The organism is Pseudomonas sp. efr-133-TYG-103a (genome assembly GCF_030209235.1).
Classification (GTDB): domain Bacteria; phylum Pseudomonadota; class Gammaproteobacteria; order Pseudomonadales; family Pseudomonadaceae; genus Aquipseudomonas.
In genome coordinates this window covers 1-18,487 of record NZ_JARVSK010000001.1, presented here as the reverse complement: position 1 = coordinate 18,487, position 18,487 = coordinate 1, and the positions used below count along the sequence as shown (strand labels likewise).

General features: G+C 60.5%; 19 protein-coding genes. 12 read left to right on the top strand and 7 right to left on the bottom strand.

Translation table 11 applies throughout. From position 1 onward, the window contains the following. Window positions 1-198 precede the first annotated feature (198 nt). The 7 genes from QRN36_RS00095 to QRN36_RS00065 all read left to right on the top strand — a co-directional run bounded on the left by QRN36_RS00095 (window position 199) and on the right by QRN36_RS00065 (window position 8,896). Window positions 199-1,887, top strand: coding sequence for an NAD-dependent malic enzyme (locus QRN36_RS00095; RefSeq protein ID WP_285422320.1), 1,689 nt, complete (start codon window positions 199-201; stop codon window positions 1,885-1,887). Window positions 1,888-2,042: 155 nt separating this feature from the next. Then, a complete protein-coding gene (locus tag QRN36_RS00090; RefSeq protein WP_285422319.1) occupies window positions 2,043-3,713 on the top strand; it encodes a GMC family oxidoreductase in 1,671 nt (556 codons plus the stop codon). 259 nt (window positions 3,714-3,972) lie between these two features. Further along, window positions 3,973-5,622, top strand: a complete 1,650-nt coding sequence (locus QRN36_RS00085) for a phosphoethanolamine transferase (protein ID WP_285422574.1) — start codon at window positions 3,973-3,975, stop codon at window positions 5,620-5,622. Continuing rightward, the gene (locus QRN36_RS00080; RefSeq protein WP_285422318.1) at window positions 5,615-6,274 is read left to right on the top strand and encodes a class I SAM-dependent methyltransferase; all 660 of its coding nucleotides are present in this window, start codon (window positions 5,615-5,617) and stop codon (window positions 6,272-6,274) included. The genes QRN36_RS00085 and QRN36_RS00080 overlap by 8 nt, the downstream gene beginning before the upstream one ends. Window positions 6,275-6,407: 133 nt before the next feature. Then, window positions 6,408-7,541, top strand: a complete 1,134-nt coding sequence (gene rnd / locus QRN36_RS00075; RefSeq protein ID WP_285422317.1) for a ribonuclease D — start codon at window positions 6,408-6,410, stop codon at window positions 7,539-7,541. Next, on the top strand, window positions 7,538-7,831 hold the full coding sequence (locus QRN36_RS00070) for a YcgL domain-containing protein (protein ID WP_093463565.1): 294 nt from the start codon (window positions 7,538-7,540) through the stop codon (window positions 7,829-7,831). The genes rnd and QRN36_RS00070 overlap by 4 nt, the downstream gene beginning before the upstream one ends. Window positions 7,832-7,963: 132 nt before the next feature. Continuing rightward, the gene (locus QRN36_RS00065) at window positions 7,964-8,896 is read left to right on the top strand and encodes a D-2-hydroxyacid dehydrogenase (RefSeq protein ID WP_285422316.1); all 933 of its coding nucleotides are present in this window, start codon (window positions 7,964-7,966) and stop codon (window positions 8,894-8,896) included. Window positions 8,897-8,966: 70 nt separating this feature from the next. Here the strand turns inward: QRN36_RS00065 and QRN36_RS00060 are convergent, their stop codons facing one another. Next, entirely contained in the window at window positions 8,967-9,560 is a 594-nt protein-coding gene (locus QRN36_RS00060) for a nitroreductase family protein (RefSeq protein ID WP_285422315.1), read from the bottom strand. A gap of 294 nt (window positions 9,561-9,854) precedes the next feature. Here QRN36_RS00060 and QRN36_RS00055 point away from each other — a divergent pair, with 294 nt between their 5' ends. Then, window positions 9,855-10,304: a YcgN family cysteine cluster protein gene (locus tag QRN36_RS00055; protein ID WP_285422314.1), complete on the top strand. Its 450-nt coding sequence runs from the start codon at window positions 9,855-9,857 to the stop codon at window positions 10,302-10,304. 132 nt (window positions 10,305-10,436) lie between these two features. Here QRN36_RS00055 and QRN36_RS00050 read toward each other — a convergent pair whose 3' ends face one another. From QRN36_RS00050 to QRN36_RS00035, 4 genes are all read right to left on the bottom strand, one after another. Then, window positions 10,437-10,808 (bottom strand): DUF2892 domain-containing protein, encoded by a 372-nt coding sequence (locus QRN36_RS00050; RefSeq protein ID WP_285422313.1) that lies wholly within the window; start codon window positions 10,806-10,808, stop codon window positions 10,437-10,439. A gap of 83 nt (window positions 10,809-10,891) precedes the next feature. Then, the gene (locus tag QRN36_RS00045; protein WP_093463580.1) at window positions 10,892-11,380 is read right to left on the bottom strand and encodes an RNA methyltransferase; all 489 of its coding nucleotides are present in this window, start codon (window positions 11,378-11,380) and stop codon (window positions 10,892-10,894) included. Between the two features lie 154 nt (window positions 11,381-11,534). Then, entirely contained in the window at window positions 11,535-11,906 is a 372-nt protein-coding gene (locus QRN36_RS00040) for a YajD family HNH nuclease (protein ID WP_285422312.1), read from the bottom strand. Window positions 11,907-11,964: 58 nt separating this feature from the next. Then, on the bottom strand, window positions 11,965-12,651 hold the full coding sequence (locus tag QRN36_RS00035) for a spermidine synthase (RefSeq protein ID WP_285422311.1): 687 nt from the start codon (window positions 12,649-12,651) through the stop codon (window positions 11,965-11,967). Window positions 12,652-12,758: 107 nt separating this feature from the next. Here QRN36_RS00035 and QRN36_RS00030 point away from each other — a divergent pair, with 107 nt between their 5' ends. Further along, a complete protein-coding gene (locus QRN36_RS00030) occupies window positions 12,759-13,046 on the top strand; it encodes a hypothetical protein (RefSeq protein WP_285422310.1) in 288 nt (95 codons plus the stop codon). Between the two features lie 405 nt (window positions 13,047-13,451). On the opposite strand, the gene QRN36_RS00025 is transcribed toward QRN36_RS00030, so the two are convergent. Together QRN36_RS00025 and QRN36_RS00020 are read right to left on the bottom strand one after the other, a co-directional pair. Beyond that, window positions 13,452-13,925, bottom strand: coding sequence for a Crp/Fnr family transcriptional regulator (locus QRN36_RS00025; RefSeq protein ID WP_285422309.1), 474 nt, complete (start codon window positions 13,923-13,925; stop codon window positions 13,452-13,454). A gap of 116 nt (window positions 13,926-14,041) precedes the next feature. Continuing rightward, window positions 14,042-16,099 carry a S9 family peptidase gene (locus tag QRN36_RS00020; protein ID WP_285422308.1) on the bottom strand — a complete coding sequence of 686 codons (2,058 nt, stop codon included), beginning with the start codon at window positions 16,097-16,099 and terminating at the stop codon, window positions 14,042-14,044. 139 nt (window positions 16,100-16,238) lie between these two features. On the opposite strand from QRN36_RS00020, the gene QRN36_RS00015 reads away from it, so the two are divergent. The 3 genes from QRN36_RS00015 (at window position 16,239) to QRN36_RS00005 (ending at window position 18,194) form a co-directional block, all read left to right on the top strand. After that, window positions 16,239-16,751, top strand: a complete 513-nt coding sequence (locus tag QRN36_RS00015) for an MFS transporter (protein ID WP_285422307.1) — start codon at window positions 16,239-16,241, stop codon at window positions 16,749-16,751. A 131-nt stretch (window positions 16,752-16,882) separates the two neighbouring features. After that, window positions 16,883-17,656 (top strand): class II glutamine amidotransferase, encoded by a 774-nt coding sequence (locus QRN36_RS00010; RefSeq protein WP_285422306.1) that lies wholly within the window; start codon window positions 16,883-16,885, stop codon window positions 17,654-17,656. Between the two features lie 13 nt (window positions 17,657-17,669). After that, window positions 17,670-18,194 carry a DUF2937 family protein gene (locus QRN36_RS00005; RefSeq protein ID WP_285422305.1) on the top strand — a complete coding sequence of 175 codons (525 nt, stop codon included), beginning with the start codon at window positions 17,670-17,672 and terminating at the stop codon, window positions 18,192-18,194. The last annotated feature ends 293 nt before the right edge of the window (window positions 18,195-18,487 follow it).

Genomic DNA, 18,487 nt, shown 5'->3' with positions numbered 1-18,487 from the left:
TTTCTCTGGCCATCATTTCGCAATCGGGCAGTGACAAAATGTCGCAATCGTCCTCAGGCGAGTAAGATAGGCACCCTGATTTTCACCTCCCCATTTCTTCGGACGGATCCTGCGTCGAGCGTCGTGCAATACCGACCTCCGGGGCATCCTTTCGATCACGAATTGATAGAGCAAACAGAGAAAAGGCGATCACTGAAAATGACCAAGACCTCGCGACCTTTATACATTTCCTACGCAGGCCCTTCGTTGCTGGAAATGCCGCTGCTCAACAAGGGCAGCGCATTCACGCCGCAGGAGCGTATCGATTTCAATCTGGTCGGCCTCTTGCCGCAGAACGTTGAGACCATCGAAGAGCAAGTGACTCGCGTCTACAACCAGTACCAGCAGTGCGCAAGTGATCTGGACAAGCACATTTATCTGCGTTCGATCCAGGACAACAACGAGACACTGTTCTTCCGCCTGCTGGATTCGCACCTGGACGAGATGCTGCCGATCATCTACACCCCGACCGTGGGTCAGGCGTGTCAGGAATTCTCCAAGATCTACCGCACCCACCGCGGCCTGTTCATTTCCTACCCTGAGCGTGATCGCATCGACGACATCCTGCGCAGTGCCACGAAAGATCGCATCAAGATCATCGTGGTGACTGACAGCGAGCGCATCCTCGGTCTGGGCGATCAGGGCATCGGCGGCATGGGCATCCCGATCGGCAAATTGTCGCTGTACACCGCGTGCGGTGGTATCAGCCCGGCGTACACGCTGCCGATCGTGCTGGATGTAGGCACCAACAACCAAGAGCTGCTGGACGACCCGATGTACATGGGCTGGCGCCACCAGCGCGTGACCGGCAAGGAGTATGAAGACTTCATCGCGCTGTTCATCGAGGCTGTTCAGCGTCGCTGGCCGGATGTGTTGCTGCAGTTCGAAGACTTCGCCCAGACTAACGCCATGCCGTTGCTGGAGAAATACCGCGACGAGCTGTGCTGCTTCAACGACGACATCCAGGGCACCGCATCGGTGGCGGTGGGCACGCTGCTCGCCGCTTGCAAGGCCAAGAACGAGACCCTGGGTCAGCAGCGCGTGGTGTTCCTGGGCGCAGGATCGGCAGGCTGTGGCATTGCGGAGCACATCATCGCCGCGATGGTGATTGAAGGCCTCAGCGAAGCCGAAGCGCGCAAACGCGTGATGATGGTCGATCGTTTCGGCCTGCTCACCGACAGCATGGACAACCTGCTGGACTTCCAGAAAAACCTGGCACAAAAGGCCACAGACGTAACCGGCTGGTCGAGCGGCGAGGGCTATCCGGGCCTGCTGGAAGTGGTCAGCCACGGCAAGCCGACCGTGCTGATCGGTGTGTCGGGGCAGCGCGGCCTGTTCACCGAAGAAGTCATCCGCGAAATGCACAAACACTGCGCCAAGCCGCTGGTGATGCCACTGTCCAACCCGACTTCGAAGGTGGAAGTCACCCCGCAGGAAGTGCTGACCTGGACCAACGGCGATGCCCTCGTCGCAACCGGTAGTCCGTTTGCGCCGGTGACGGTGGGCGATCGCACGTTCCACATCGCGCAGTGCAACAACTCCTACATTTTCCCGGGCATCGGCCTGGGTGTGGTCGCGGCGAAAGCCACGCGCATCACCGACAAAATGCTGATGGCAGCGTCCAATGCGCTGGCCGAATGCTCGCCGATGGTCACCGGTAAAGGTGACGCCGTCTTGCCGCCGCTCAAGGAAATCCAGCAGGTCAGCAAGAAGATCGCACTGGCCGTGGCCAAGCAGGCGCAGGCTGAAGGCGTGGCGCTGGAAACCACCGAGGAAATGCTGGTGGAGGCGATCGAGCGCAACTTCTGGATGCCGAACTACCGCAGCTACCGTCGCAGCGCGGTGTAAGCGGCCTTTCTGACTCGCGGGCTCATTGAGCCTGCGCTGAAAGCGTTGCGACGTATCGAGAGACCGCCCATGGCAACATGCGGCGGTCTTTTGTTTTGTCACGAAAGACTTCAGGATGACCCTTCGATAACAACAAAAACATCGATGAGGGACCCATGCAGACGGACAGTGTGCTGTACGACTACATCATTGTTGGCGCAGGCCCGGCAGGGTGTCTGCTGGCCAATCGACTGTCACAGAATCCATCCCATCGTGTATTGCTGCTCGAGGCAGGCGGCCAGGACAACTATGCCTGGATACATGTGCCGGTTGGCTACCTTTACTGCATCGGCAACCCGCGCACCGACTGGTGCTTCAAGACCGAAGCCGAACCAGGGCTGGGCGGGCGGGCATTGAACTACCCGCGAGGCAAGGTGTTGGGCGGCTGCTCGTCGATCAACGGGATGATCTACATGCGTGGCCAGGCGCGGGATTACGACGAGTGGGCGGCGCAGGGCAACAAGGGGTGGGGCTGGCAGGAGGTGCTGCCAGTTTTCAAGCGTTCGGAAAACCATTACGCCGGCGGCTCTGACGTGCATGGTGCGCAGGGCGAGTGGCGCGTCGAGCAGCAGCGCCTGTCCTGGGCATTACTGGACGCCTTCCGCGAGGCGGCGGCGCAGACCGGCATCCCCTCGATTCCGGACTTCAATGGCGGCGACAACGAAGGTTGCAGCTACTTTCAGGTGAATCAGCGTCGCGGTGTGCGCTGGAATGCGTCCAAGGCGTTTTTGCGGCCGGTCCTGCAACGGCCCAACCTGACCGTGCTCACTGGCGCCGAAGTGTCGCGCATCGAATTCGACAAGGGGCGCGCCAGCGCTGTCGTCGCCAGCATCGGCAAGCAACTGCGCACGTTGCGAAGCCGTCGAGAGATCATTTTGTGCTGCGGATCAATCGGCTCGCCGATGGTGCTCCAGCGTTCAGGCATCGGCCCGCGCGCCTTGCTGGAAAAGTTGGGCATTGACGTTCGCCTTGAGTTGCCCGGCGTTGGCACGAACCTTCAGGACCACCTGCAATTGCGGCTGATCTACAAGGTCAGCAACGGCCACACCCTCAATCAGATGGCGGGCAGTCTGTGGGGCAAGATGAACATGGGCCTGCGCTACGCGCTCAACCGCAGCGGACCACTGGCAATGGCGCCGAGTCAGTTGGGCGCCTTCGCCCGCTCTGGGCCGGAGCAAGCCACGGCCAACCTTGAATACCACGTGCAGCCGTTGTCCCTGGAACGCTTCGGCGAGCCGCTGCATGGATTTCCGGCGTTCACGGCGTCTGTGTGTGACCTGCGTCCACAGAGCCGTGGAACCGTGGAGATCCGTTCCGCGCTGGCCGATGCGGCGCCTGTTATCCGCCCGCGTTACCTGAGCCACGAAACCGACCTGAAAGTCGCTGCGGACGCGATTCGCCTTACTCGCCGCATCGCCCGCGCGCCCGCTCTGGCGAGCTTCGAGCCCGTTGAATATCTGCCCGGCGAAAGCCTGCAGACAGACGAGCAGTTGCGTGAAGCGGCCAGCCTGATCGGCACCACCATCTTCCACCCGGTGGGCACCTGCAAGATGGGGCAGGGGCGTGACGCCGTCGTCGACGAACGTCTCCGCGTGCACGGCGTGCCCGGCTTGCGAGTGGTTGATGCGTCGATCATGCCGACGATCACATCGGGGAACACCTGCTCACCCACGGTGATGATTGCTGAAAAAGCGGCGCAGATGATCATCGAGGATGCGCTGACCGGCGAGCAGACCGTGTCGGCGGGCATCGTCGCGGCACCTCAACGGTCCGCCCATACCCTGTAGTCGCCGATCCGTCGCCGGGCGATGCGGCCTTCGTTTGCTGCGCGCTCGGTGGGCAGCTATGAGTACACGCCGAGGCGCCCGACCCTGAGTGCGAGCCGTTCGTCCTTAAAAGAATCTTCGCGCTAGAAAGAATGTTCAACCGCACCATTTGTTCTCATTCTTTTCACAAAAAATTGATGGCTCGCTGCCTAAAGTTTGCAACGTCGAAAGAGCTTTATTTGTGCGTTCGACGTTCTCACTTCACCTAAAGCAGATTCCCATGCTCAATGTAAAAGCTGTCCGTCCTGAGCGCGTGACCGTGCTCGCCAGTGTCTTTTTGTTGGTCGCTTTTAACCTGACACTCTGGCAGCACCTGTTTTCCATTACCGACGTGAACGGTAAGGGGCTCTTGTTGCGTGGCGCTTTTGCAGTCATGGTGTTCTGTGCCTTCAATATATTTCTGACCCTGTTTGCGTTCAAGAGAGTATTGAAACCGGTATTGATTGTTTTATTCATGATCAGTGCGGGTGTCACTTATTTCATGAGCCAGTATGGCGTGTTGATTGATTCGGGCATGTTTCGTAACTTCGCCGAAACCAATGCGACCGAAGTGCGTGATCTGTTGTCGCTTAAGTTTGGGGCGTACCTGCTGTTTCTCGGCGTGTTACCGTCGATCATCATCTACAGACTGCCGGTCAATTACCGCCGCTGGCCCCGCGAGCTGGTCAGCAAGGCCCTCGTCACCGTCGTGTGTGCCGGTGTGATCGGTGGCGTCGCGCTGATGAACTATCAGGGGCTTTCATCGCTGTTTCGCAACCACCATGAACTGCGCTTGATGGTCGTGCCGAGCAACTACATCGGCGCGTCCATCGGTTACCTCGGGGAGCAGGTGAAGTCCGCTCAGCGTCCTTTTGTCAGTATCGGTCAGGATGCGACACTGGCCAGCGAATGGCAGGCGCACACGCGCAAGTCGCTGACCGTGCTGGTCGTCGGGGAAAGTGCCCGCGCCGAGAACTTCGGTATTCTGGGGTATAGCCGCGATACGACGCCGCAGTTGAGAAAGGAACGTGGCTTGCTGACGTTCACCGATGTGCACTCCTGCGGTACCGAAACGGCCGTCTCGGTGCCTTGCATGTTCTCCAACATGGGCCGCAAGGACTACGATGCCAGTGCTGCGAAAAATGAGGAGGGCATGCTCGATGTGCTCAAACGCGCCGGTCTGGACGTTGTCTGGCGCGACAACCAGTCGGGCTGCAAAGGCACTTGCGATCGTGTGACGCTGCAGGACGTCAGTAACCTGAAAGACCCGGTGTTGTGCTCGAACAATGAATGCCGCGATGAAATCCTGTTGCAGGGCTTGCAGAGTTTCATCGACAACCTGAGCAAAGACACGGTGCTCGTATTGCACCAGATGGGCAGCCATGGTCCTGAATACTTCAAGCGCTACCCTAAAGAGTTCGAGAAGTTTACGCCGGTGTGTGAAAGTAACGCGCTGAATAATTGCACGCGGGAAAGTATCGTCAATGGTTACGACAATACGCTCTTGTACACCGATCACGTATTGGCGTCCCTGATCGATATCTTGCGCAGCAATCAGAATAAAGTGGACACGGCGATGGTGTATCTGTCCGATCACGGCGAGTCGCTGGGCGAGTACAACCTTTTCCTGCACGGCACACCTTATATGCTGGCGCCTGATCAACAAAAACATGTGCCGATGATTGCCTGGTTCTCCGATAATTATCAGCAGTCCTTCGCTGTTGATACCCATTGCTTGCAGAAAGAACGCGACGCCCCGCTGAGTCAGGACAACTTGTTCCACTCGATGCTGGGTCTGTTGAAAGTGAATACCAGCGTTTATAACCCGGCGCTGGATATGTTTGCCGGCTGCCGGGGGATTTATACGGATGGGGTACTGGCCAATGAATGATCAGGCGAGCGATCCCTCCCGGCTGCAACACTGCGAACGGCCATCCGAGCCTGGACTGGCCCGCCGTCTGAGTCTGTGGCGCAACGCGCAAATGGCCCGTCGAGCACTGCGCGATGCCGGTGAGCCGGGGCTGGTGCTTGACCTGCCGGCCGGTTCCGGGCGTTTCTGGCCGGTGCTGGCCGAGCATGCCAATCGCGTGATTCTGGCTGCGGACCCATCTGTGGACACGCTGCAAAGGGCCGAAGCGCAGTCTTCGGAGGAGGTGCGCAGGCGCGTGCGAACCTTTCAAAGTTCGGCCTTTGCCATTGATCTTTCGGCGAACGCTGTCGACTGCATCTTTTGCATGCGGCTGTTCCATCATCTGGCCGACGGCGATAAACGCGCCGAAGTGCTCGACGAGTTCCATCGGGTGACGCGTGATACAGCCATCGTATCGATATGGGTCGATGGCAACATAAAGGCGTGGCGCCGCAACCGCCAGCTGCGAAGCCAGCATGATGCGGCAGTTCCCCCACGGAACCGGTTCGTCGTGTGCCGCAGCGAAATAGAGTCAGAATTCGCGCGGGCGGGTTTCCAGATAGTCGACCATCACGACTTCTTCCCAGGCTACGGGTTGCGACGCGTCTACATCCTGCGCAAGCAGGGTGGATGATCCGATGGACGGTCGCCATTACGCGCTCGATCGAGAAACATCGAACATGAAGTTGTTCGAGACTTGCAGGACGGATGCCCGGTAAACGCTTTCAGCGATATATACTGCGCGCCATTCTTCAAGGGAGAGCCGTGTGGCCATCGATATTCACTGGATTCGCGACGACGACAGCCTCGCCCAACATTGCGCTCAGTGGCAGACGCTGCCGTTCGTAGCGCTCGACACCGAATTCATGCGCGTCGACACCTTCTATCCCATTGCCGGCCTGTTGCAGATCGGCGATGGTTCGCGTGCCTTTCTGATTGACCCGTTGCTGATCAACGAGTGGAAACCGCTTGCCGAGCTGCTGGAAAATGCCGACGTCATCAAAGTCGTTCATGCCTGCAGTGAGGACCTGGAGGTTCTTCTGCGCCTGACCGGCAGCCTGCCGGCGCCGTTGTTCGATACTCAGCTGGCCGCTGCTTATCTGAACCTCGGGTTCTCGATGGGTTATTCGCGTCTGGTGCAGGAAGTGCTGAACATCGAGCTGCCCAAGGGCGAAACCCGTTCAGACTGGCTGCAGCGTCCGCTCTCGGACACTCAGATCAGCTATGCCGCCGAAGATGCCGTGCACCTGGCCGAGGTCTACAGCCTGCTGCGCCCGCGCCTGTCCGAAGAAAAGTATGCCTGGGTGCTGGAGGACGGCGCCGAGCTGGTCGCCAATCTGCGCCGCGAAACCGATCCTTATCAGGTTTATCGCGAGGCCAAGCTGGCGTGGAAGCTGTCCCGGGCGCAACTGGCAGTGCTGCGTGAACTGTGCGCTTGGCGTGAACAACAGGCGCGTCTGCGCAATCAGCCGCGCAACCGGGTCCTGCGCGAACAGTCGCTTTGGCCGCTGGCCAAGACCCAGCCGGACAATCTCGCCGCGCTGGCAAAAATTGAAGACATGCATCCCAAGACCGTGCGTCAGGATGGCGAGTTTCTGCTCGACCTGATCAAGAAAGCCGGCAGCGTGTCACCCGATCTGTGGCCGCCCGCTTTGCCCGAGCCGCTGCCGATCGAAGCTTCGAATGTGCTCAAGAGCCTGCGCGCCATTGGCCAGCAGCAAGCCGAACGCCTGGACATGGCGCCGGAGCTGATGCTGCGCAAGAAGACCCTCGAAGCATTGCTCAAGACCGGTTTCCCTGACGGTCCCTATCAACTGCCCGATTCGCTGCGTGGCTGGCGCCGCGAATTGATGGGCCAGATGCTGCTCGACAGCCTGGCCAACGCCGGAGAACAGCCTTGAAACGTATTTGCTCCATCTACCGCAGCCCGCGCAAGAACGAAATGTACCTCTACGTGCTCAAGAGCGATGCGCTGGAGCGCGTCCCGGTCGAGTTGCTGAGCGCTTTCGGCAAGCCGCAGCACGCTTTCGATCTGGTCCTGACGCCTGAGCGCACCCTGGCCCGCGAAGACATTCACACCGTATTGGCCAACCTCGAGAAGCAGGGTTATCACCTGCAGATGCCGCCGGCCGAGGACGAATACATCGAGCATTTGCCCGAAGAGCTATTGCGTCGCAACGACCCGGTCTGACCGATTTCGACCCTGCAATTCATCGCAGGGGTACACCGGACCGCAGCGCGGCGCGACTGGCTGCCACTTATCATCAAGGCAGCCGGTTTCGCATCGTGCGGTCGCATGTCCTGTTTATTCGAGTTTTAATCCATGCGCGTTCTGATCGCCGAACACGATTACGTTATTTACACCGAACTGCTGCGCAAAGCCGCTCCCGAGATTGAAGTCCTGAGCAGCGGCGACTCCGCCGAACTGTCGAAAATGGCCGCTCAGACGCCGATCTGGCTGGGTCAGCCTGATCTGCTGGCCAATCTGCTGCGCCAGGGCCACAAACCCAAATGGCTGCAATCCACCTGGGCAGGGATCACGCCGCTGCTGGCGGCCGGCCTGAATCGCGAGTATCGGCTTACCCGCGCCGTCGGCATTTTCGGGCAGGTCATGGCCGAGTTCGTGCTGACCTACATGCTGATTCACGAGCGCGAAGTGTTGGCGCGTCTGGTCAGTCAGGTCGAGCGCAAGTGGGACGATCGTCCGAGCCAGAGTCTGGCGGGGCGCAAGGCGCTGATCGTCGGCACTGGCGATGTCGGTGTCAGCGTCGCCCGTTTTCTGCAGCCCTTTGGCGTCGAAGTCTACGGTGTAGCGTCCAGCGCCCGGACCCAGGCGCCGTTCGTCGAAGTCGGTACGCTGAGCGATCTGCCGCGCCTGGTGGGGGAGGTCGACTTTGTCATCAACCTGCTGCCAAACACGCCGCAAACTCACGACGTCTACGACGCCAGCCTGTTCAGTCGATTCAAGCCCTCGGCGCTGTTCATCAACGTCGGGCGAGGCGTAGCGGTGGTCGACGCCGATCTGGTCAATGCGCTGAAAGAGGGTCATCTGGCGGGCGCGGTGATCGACGTGTGCCGTCAGGAGCCGCTGCCGCAACGCCATCCTTTCTGGACGGCGTGGGGGCTGCTGCTCACGGGGCACAGCTCCGGGCCCACCTCGCCGGTGGCGATGACCCGGTTATTCGTCGAGAACCTCAAGGCATACGGCGCAGGCGAAGCACTGCGCGGCGAAGTGGATTTCGTGAAAGGCTATTGATGCGGCGACGGACTGTCGACGGTCGGCCAGACCCGGACAAACGCGCTGCTGGGTCTGCCCGGACGCCGTCTTACAGCGTGAAATCCCCTTCAGCGGCCAGTTCGGCCAGCGGGCGGCGTGGGCTCGGGGTTTCGCGTGCTTGCAAGTATTCGGCGAGCGTCGCTTTGTCCCCCAGTTTGCCGATCGCCACTGCGGCGTGCAGCGCGTAGCCTTCGGGGATTTTCAGCTCCTTGCGAGTCAGTTCCTGATCGAAACCGGCCATGCCGTGGGTGTGCCAGCCGCTCAGGCTTGCTTGCAGCGCCAGGTGGCCCCATGCCGATCCGGTGTCGAAAGTGTGCCAGAGCGCGGGCGTTTCTTCGCTGGCGCCGGGCGCTGTGAAGGTGGTCTTGGAAATAATGATCACCAGCGCCGACGCGTGCTGCGCCCAGCCGCGGTTGAACTCGTTGAGCAGGCCAAGGAAACGCTCCCAGTTCGGGGTGTCGCGACGGGCGTACAAAAAGCGCCACGGTTGCGAGTTATAAGCAGAAGGCGCCCAGCGCGCGGCTTCGAAGAAGCTCAGCAGGGTTTCCTGCGGGATGCTTTCGCCGGTAAAGGCGCGAGGCGACCAGCGATCGGTGAACTGCGGGTGAATGGCGTAATCGGCAACGCGTGGGTTGGCGCTCATGTATGTCTGATCCTGAAGAGTTGAGTAAACCGCCAGCCGCTGAACGGCCGGGGTAAGAACAATCAGATGGGCCGTTGACGGCAGGCATCGTCGAAACCGAGGTGATGCGCGATCACCGGCTTTGCAGGGAGCCAGTGAGGGCCTAAAGCTACTGCGCCAAAGGGCAGCTGACAAGCCTGCGCCCTGTTTGCGGCGCCGCTGGCGGGACCGACAGTCGCCAAGGGTTGGCCCGGCTGCGATGTAGCTCTAGACTGGCGACCTTTTCATCGCCCGAAAGCAGTTCTCGCAGCCATCATGACCGCAAAAGTCGAACCGTTCTGGACACGCAAAACCCTCGCTCAACTCGATCCGGTCGAGTGGGAGTCGCTATGTGACGGCTGTGGATTGTGCTGCCTGCAGAAGCTGGAGGACGAGGACGACGGCAGCGTCTACTACACGCGTATCGCCTGCAAACTGCTGGATCTGCAGACGTGCCAGTGCACCGATTACCCGAATCGCCGCACGTGGGTGCCGGACTGCATTCAGTTGACGCCGGGTCAGGCCGATGAATTCAAATGGCTGCCCCCGACCTGTGGTTATCGGCTGGTCAGCGAAGGCAAGGATTTGCCGCATTGGCACCATCTGGTGTGCGGTGACCGCGAGCAGGTTCACAAAGAAGGGATTTCCCAGTCAGGGCGCATGCTCAGTGAAAAGAGCGTGGCCGAGGACGACTGGGAGGATTATCTGATTTTCCGCGCCGGTTGATCCTGACGCATCATCTGGCAGCAGCGCCAGCGGTTGTGTCCGAAGCGTAGACCTCCGACACGCACCGCTGACGCCTGGCTGACCCGGACGCTGCGCCTGTCAGTCACCGCGTCGACAGCTCGTCAGCCTGGCTCAGACGCCTTTCGGCCCTTTGACGGCGTCGATGCTCTGAACCACGGCTTCTTCTGCAGCGACTTCGGCTTTGGTCTTGAGTTTGCTCAGTTCGGCGCCGGCTTCATGGATCCGGGCACGGGCCACGTCCATTTCGTTGCGGCTTTTGTCCAGCAGGGCTTTGGCTGAGCAATGGCCGGTGATGCCTCGCGCCAGCACCGCACCGCCAATGGCCAACTGCACCAGACCGAAAATCCCGCCCCGGCGCAGGCCTTTGCCCATCATCAGCACACCACCGGCCAGCGAGCCGATGCGCTCCCAGCCCTGGACGTTCTGTTGTGGGTAATCATGCAAAGGACGTTCGATGCGTTCAATGATCGGGGTGTCGCTCATGATGCGTTCTCCATGAAGAGTAAGGTCCCTAAAGCTGACTGTCACAAACACGAACTGTTCAATGCGTTGTCATCACCTGCCGATCAGGTGCGGTCGGTTTCCCGGCCAAACTTCGGACCGGAGCGGGTGTTGTTGCCTTTGGCCATGCGGTCGTAAAGCACCACGTTGACCGTTGCAGCCAGGTTCATGCAGCCGGTCGTCGGGATGTACACGACGTCCTCGCACCAGTCGCGAATCTCTTTATCCAGCGAACCGTCTTCAGGGCCGAAGATGTACAGCGCGCGATCGGGGTGGGTGTACTCGGGCAGCGCCCGCGCGCCGTCCACCAGTTCGACCGCCACGGGCACGCAGCCCAGCGGGATGATCTTTTTCAGGTCGTCGATGCCGATCAGCGGAATGTCCTGATGGATTTTCTTGGTGTCGGTCACGAAGTCCCGCGCCCGCTCGTAGCGTTTGCCGGTGTAGAACACCGATGCCACGCCGTAACAACCTGCCGCGCGCATCACCGAACCGACGTTTTCCGCGGATTTAGGGTTGAACAAGCCGATGCAGGCATAGCGTTTGTTGGCCACGGAGAAGGGTGCTCTTGAGAGAAAGCGCGGGATTATACGGGAAGGCGGGGCTCAGCGAACGCGTGGGAGCGCGCTCGCCGGTGATTGTCCGGATCAGGCGACTAGGTTGTGTCGGCCGAACGAGCGCGTCGCGGGCCAGCGCACTGCGACAGGTTCATTCATCTTTCTTCATCAGACCGGCCAGGGCGGCGAACGGGTTGTGTGTCGCTTTGGCGGCCTTGGGCGTGATCAGCGAGCTGTCGGAAAAGTACTGCTGGTCGGTGTAACGAGAGTGCTCGTTATCGTGGCAATACAGGCAGAGCAATTCCCAGTTGGAGCCGTCCTGAGGGTTGTTGTCATGGTTATGATCGCGATGATGGACCGTCAGCTCGCTCAGGCGCTTGCCGGAAAACTCCCGCGCGCAGCGGCCGCAGACGTGCGGGTACATGCGCAGGGCTTTGTCGCGATAGCCCATTTCGCGATCGCGCTGGGCGTCGGCAAGGATGCGGTCCAGCTTGGACGTGTTGGTCGGCGTTCCCGAACTCATGGTGTCACCTGTTTCGTGTGCGTTGGCAATGGAGGAATTCTAGCGCTTTGCTGTGGGCTCAGCCTTTGACTTTTTCTGCGATCCAGATCGTGTGGCGCGTGCCTTTGTTGCCGTGGGCGTAGACCTTGACCTCTTCGGCCTTGAATCCGGCCTTGCGCAGCTTCTCGCTGAAGGCGGCATCAGCGCTGGCCGACCACACCGCCAGCACGCCTTTGGGGCGCAAGGCACTGGCGCAAGCGGCCAGGCCACCGGCCGAGTACAGCCAACTGTTGGACTTTTGCGTCAGGCCTTCGGGACCATTGTCGACGTCGAGCATGATGGCGTCGAAGCCATGAGGCTTGCTTTTCAGCACCTGCGCGACGTCCTGGACGAGCACCTTCGCGCGTGGGTCCTGCAATGGATTACCGGATTTCTCACCCAAGGCACCGCGGTTCCACTCGACCACGCCGGGCACCAGTTCGGCGACAACCACTTCGCCGTTCTTGCCCAGATGTTTGAGGGCCGAGGCCAGTGTGAAGCCCATGCCAAGGCCGCCGATCAGCACTCGAGGTTTGGGCCGCGAAGCGACTTTGGTACAGGGTATCTGCGCCAGCGCGTCCTCGGATCCGTGCATGCGCGTGTTCATCAACTGGCCACCGTCGCCGCCCTGAATCTTGATCACGAAATCCTCGCCGTATTCGAACAGGCACAGGGCGCCGCCGTTATCAGGGATCGGAGTGGTGTCGAGCAGAACGAAACGTTTCATGGAGAACTCATGGGAAGGCTGGGCGTACGCGTCAATTTGTCTGAGCATGATGCGTTGCGCAGGAGTAGCCTGAGCGGAACAGCGAACATTGGCAGTGGAGGCCAACGATGAAGCGCTCCATTCTAGCGGCGATTGTCTTGACGATGCTGGGTGCATCGCAGGTTTATGCCGAAAATCTGCAGCCGATCCTCAACACCCCTGAGCCGATTGCCGCGACGGCCGGCTCACCCGGAACCGCCACGCCGACGCCTTACCCGCAAGTCACGCCGCCGTCGGTGCCGCGCGCGGGAGGGCAGGGCAACCCGCCGTTGTTGCCGAAGATTCCCCAGCCAGGACCGCCAAAAGAGGACGAGCCGCTGCCGGGATTGCCGCCGCCGGCCAAGCCGAGCCCTTGAATGCCGTGGCGCTTTAGTAAAGTTTTGCGCAAGCGATGTGTTTGTGAGGGCGGTGTTCCAGCCAGTGCAGAGGGCTGTGAAGGTGCCGGCCTCTTCGCGGGCAAGCGCGCTCCTACAAGGTAATGCGGCGCCGACGGGTATCGAGCCAGGCCACAAAAGTTGTGGGAGCGAGCTTGCTCGCGATGGCTGATTTCCTGCCGCTCCAACTCCACAGCATGCATCGGCCTCTTCCCGGCTGAAGCCGGTCCTACAGACGCTGCGAGCTTTTCGTAGGACCGGCTTCAGCCGGGAAAGCGTCGGGCGTCACGTCGTTGATCGGGGGCCGTTAAAAACAGCTGGCTCACTCCTACATGAATTTACGGGCGTTTCTGAATTCTCCGGCCTGACAGACTCAAGACCGGCGCGTCATTCCTGATGCGCCAACACCTGTCCGTCCATCATCCGCAGACGCTTCGACATGGCGACCGCAATCGCGCGGATGATCTTCGCGGCGACTTTGGGCGCGTCGTTAAGCATCTTGTCGAGCGAGTCCTTGCCCAGATTCAGCAGATAGCAGGGCGAGGCGGCAACGCAACTGGCCGAACGTCGTTCGCCGTCCAGGACGGCCATTTCGCCGAACGCCCGGCCGCTGCGCAAGACCGCGGTTTCAACCGGCTTGCCGTCGCCGTTGAGCTTTTGCACCGACACCGTGCCCGAGTGGATGATGCACATGAACGTACCCGCGTCACCCTCGTTGAAGATGGCTTCGCCTTTTTCGATGCTGCTGATGCTGAAGTAGCCCGCGGCGGCCGAAAAGTCAGCGGGACTCAATGCCAGGAAGAGACCGCAATCCATCAGCATTTCGCGAATTTCATTGTTCAGTGACGACGGTGTGGGCATGGCAGGTTCTTGGTGAGTGTCTTGATGAAAAAAGCGTTTGCTTACATGAAAACGGCTCCCGGACCACACGCTGTCCGGGATGTGTCTGATATGACAAAGGGCCGCGAGGGAGTTCCTCAGGCCAGATGCAATACCTTGAAGATAAACCCGTATTCGAGCGCCACGTCACGCAATCCCTGATAACGGCCGCTCATGCCGCCGTGCCCGGCGCCCAGTTCGGTCTTGAGCAAGAGCAGATGGTCATCGGTCTTGCGGTCGCGCAATTTTGCCACCCACTTGGCCGCTTCCCAATACTGCACCCGACTGTCGTTATAGCCGGCGATCACCAGCATTGCCGGGTAATTCTGCGCCGTGACGTTCTCGTATGGCGCATAAGCCTTGATGCGCTGGTAGACATCGGCCTCCTGCGGGTTGCCCCACTCGTCGTATTCGGTGACGGTGAGCGGCAGTTCGGGGTCGAGCATGGTGTTCAGCACGTCGACGAACGGCACCTCGGCGATCGCTGCCTTGAACAGCTCAGGTCGCTGATTGACCACTGCACCGATCAACAGGCCGCCCGCGCTGCCGCCGCTGATCACCAATTGCTCGGCGCTCGTCAGCTGCTCGGCGATCAAGTGCTCGGCACAGGCGATGAAGTCGCTGAAGGTATTGGGCTTGTGCTCCTGCTTGCCGTTGCGATACCAGGCCTCGCCCAGTTCGCCGCCGCCGCGCACATGGGCAATGGCGAACGCAACGCCGCGATCCAGCAGGCTCAGGCGTGCGTGAGAGAACCATGGATCGAGACTCTCGCCATAGGCGCCATAACTGTAGAGGTAAAGCGGAACCGTCTGACCCACCCGTTCACGTTTGACGACAAGGCTGATCGGCACTTGCGTACCATCGGCGGCGGTGGCCCACAGGCGCTGGCTGACGTAGGCATCGGCATCGAAGACGCCCAGTACCGGCGTCTGTTTGAGCACGGTCTGCTCGCCGGTCGCCAGGGTCAGTTGACGCACTTGTGGCGGGCGATTGAGGGATTGATAGCGCAGGCGGATCTTGTCGCTCTCGAATTCAAGAGTGTCCTGCACATAAAGGTTGTAGGCCGCATCCGGCAGTTGCACGCGATAAGCCGGCAGGCCTTGTGGGTGTACTTCGACGATGGGCAAACCGTCTTCGCGCAGGCTCAGGGTCAGGCCTTTGGCATTGAGGCTGAAGCCGTCGAGCATGACTGACTCGCTGTGCGGCACGAGCGTCTGCCAGTCGTTGCGCTCCGGCACGCCGGCCGCTCTTTCAGGCGCATGGAACAGGGCGAAATTGATGCCCGCCTGGTTACTGCGAATCAGCCAGCTCCACGCACCATCGACCAGACCGTGGTCCACCGAATATTCGTGACCTTCGCTGCGCGGGGCCATGCAGACGAACGCCTGCTCCGGCTTGCTCGCGTCCAGCACCCAGGCCTCGCTGGTGGTCTTGCTGTCCAGCGCGAGCACCAGTTGACGTTCGGAACTGCTGCGATAGCAATGCAGGAAGAAACGCCCGTCCGGCTCGTTGAACACCAGATCGGCAAAATCATTGCCCAGCGTGTGGCGGTACAGCTTGTGCGGACGATGGGTGTCATCCAGTTCGCCGAAGAACAGCGTGCGGCTGTCGTTGGCCCACGTCATGCTGCCATCGCAGTCCTCGAACGGCAGACCGATGACATCACCGCTGCTCAGTTCCTTGACGTACAGCTGATAGACCTCTTCGCCGCTGGTGTCCAAGCTGTAGGCCAGACGTTGATGGTCCGGACTGATGCTGAACGTGCCCAGTGAAAAGAAGCCCCCATTGGCCAGTGCATTGGGGTCGAGCAACAGCTCTTCGGCGCTTTCATCGACCGTCTGCGAGTCGTCGGCCGGGCGCGGGCAGCGATAATGGCGTGCGTACTCGTCGCCTTCGGTGGTGCGGGTGTAATACAGATACGGCCCCCACGGCGAAGGCAGCGACAGGTCGGTTTCGAGAATGCGCCCTTTGATTTCCTGGAACAGCGTTTCACGCAGCGCCTGCTGATCGGCCAGTTGCTGCTCCTGATAGTCGTTTTCTGCCTTGAGGTAGTCGAGCACCTCATCGGTGTCGCGGTTCTGCAGCCAGGCATACGGATCGGCGCCGTCCGCCTTGCGGGCAACCGGGGCGCTCGGGGTGTTATGGGAAGATGGCATGCGGGGCTCTCTCAAGTGGGGTCGGCCGGCGCGGGACGCGGCGTCAGGACGCTGCAGCCCGATAACTGAAGCCGGGGAAGCTAGGCGTGCGAAAAGTCGTTATCATAAGCGCCTCTTTACCTGCCTTACCACGGACGTCATGACCGACAACGACTATCTGATTGCCTGGGGCCTTTACGCATTCGCTGCGTTGGGTTGTCTGTTGGTGTGGTTCAAGCTGACCGGCTGGATGTGGCGCTACCTGCGCGAACCTTTGCGCGTGATCGGCGCTGTGCTGCTGTTCTGCCCGACTGTCATCGATCCGGTCAAGGAACGTTACGCTCCGGCGCTGGCGATCAGCGTGCTGGACCTGGCCTTGAAGGTCGGCAACATCGTCTGGCAAGCGGTGCTTGATCTGGCCACTTACGGCGCTGTCGCGCTGGGGCTCTATGTCATCTTCGCACTGATTCGCCTGCCGTTTCTGCGCAAGAAAAAGGCCCGTCAGGCACACGCCGAAGCCGCGGCTGCCCAAGCGGCTGCCGAACAAAAGCAGCAGGATGAACGGTATGCCGCAGAAGGTAACGGGCGATACGTCCCTGAGCCGGGCGCACCGGCCAGTCAGCCTGCAGTCGGCAATAATGGCGGACGCTATCGGGTCGAACCCAAGCTGTAATGCGCGGCACCGTTGTGCCGCTTCTGCACGATCCATCCGTCGAAATCGCGCGTTGTGTTGCCAGATCCCCGTTTTTGCAGGCAGCGCGCTTCAGTAGGGCCATGCGCCGTTGAGCGTACCGAGACCTGACCATGTGTGAACTTCTGGGCATGAGTGCCAACGTACCCACCGACATCGTGTTCAGCTTTACCGGGCTGATGCAGCGCGGCGGGCGTACCGGTCCGCATCGTGACGGCTGGGGCATCGGTTTCTACGAAGGACGCGGGTTGCGGCTGTTCCAGGATCCCGCGGCCAGCAGCGAGTCCGAGGTGGCGCAGCTGGTGCAGCGTTACCCGATCAAGAGTGAAGTGGTCATCGGGCATATTCGCCAGGCCAATGTCGGCAAGGTCTGTCTGTCCAATACCCATCCTTTCGTGCGCGAGCTGTGGGGGCGCAACTGGTGCTTTGCCCACAACGGCCAGCTGGCGGATTTTCATCCCCGCGCCACGTTTTACCGGCCTGTCGGCGATACCGACAGCGAGGCTGCATTCTGCGATCTGCTCAACCGGATCCGCGAGGCGTTCCCCGAACCAGTCGAGATCGAACAGCTTTTGCCGACGCTGGTCGAAGCCTGCAATGAATACCGCAGCAAGGGCGTGTTCAACGGACTGCTTAGTGATGGCGACTGGCTATTTTGTTTTTGTTCCACCAAGCTGGTGCACATCACTCGTCGAGCGCCGTTCGGTCCGGCCCGCCTGAAGGATGTCGATGTGATCGTCGATTTTCAGGCTGAAACCACGCCCAATGACGTGGTCACCGTGATCGCCACCGAGCCGCTGACCGAAAACGAGACCTGGAATCGCTACGAGCCAGGTCACTGGAGCCTCTGGCGCCGCGGCGAATGCGTGGCCCAAGGGCGAACCTGAAAGAGAGGGATCTATGCTGCGAAGCTATCTGCGACTGGTGTTGTTCACGGCGGGCCTGTTGATCGGCGTGCAGATTCCCGGCTTCATCAGTGATTACAGCAAGCGGGTAGAAGCGCATCTGATGGAAGCCCAGCAGGCCCTTCGCGGCTACAACGAGACCGCGCAGCGTTTCTTCAACGGCGATGTGCAGGCGCTGATTCAGCATTATCGCAGCAGCGAAGACCCGGTGTTTCGCACCGATGCCAACAACATCAATAACCTGCTGACGCGCACTCAGACGCTGGACCGCGAGTGGCTGGCGCTACAGGGCCCGTGGTACGCACGCGCTTATCACGTCCTGACCGCCGCCGACCCTGACATTCGTGCGGAAACCTGGAATGGCTACACATGGCAGGTGCTGCTGTCGCCGGAAGTCATCGGCTGGGGCCTTGCCTGCGCGCTGCTGTTCTCCTTGGTGATCGAAAGTTTTGTGGTGTTCATCGACTGGCTTTTCGTTGGTCGACACCACGTCCGCCCGGTCAATCGCGACTGGCGTTGAGTCCTGAGCCGGTTGACGTTCTGATCGCTGATGAACAGGGCGAGCCGGCTTTGGACACTCGCCCCGTTCGCAGCGTCTATAGGACCGGCTTCAGCCGGGAAAGGGCCGGTTACAGCCAGTCGAGATGCAGAGGCTGGAAACCAGTCTTCGCGAGCAAGCTCACTCCCACACGATTTCTGCGGCGTCGCCTGGTATTGGGTCAAGTACAAAGCCTGTGGGAGCGCGCTCGCTCGCGAAGGCTTGATGCACTGCCCGTAGGAGCGTGGCTTGTCCCGCGATCGGCGACGAAGTCG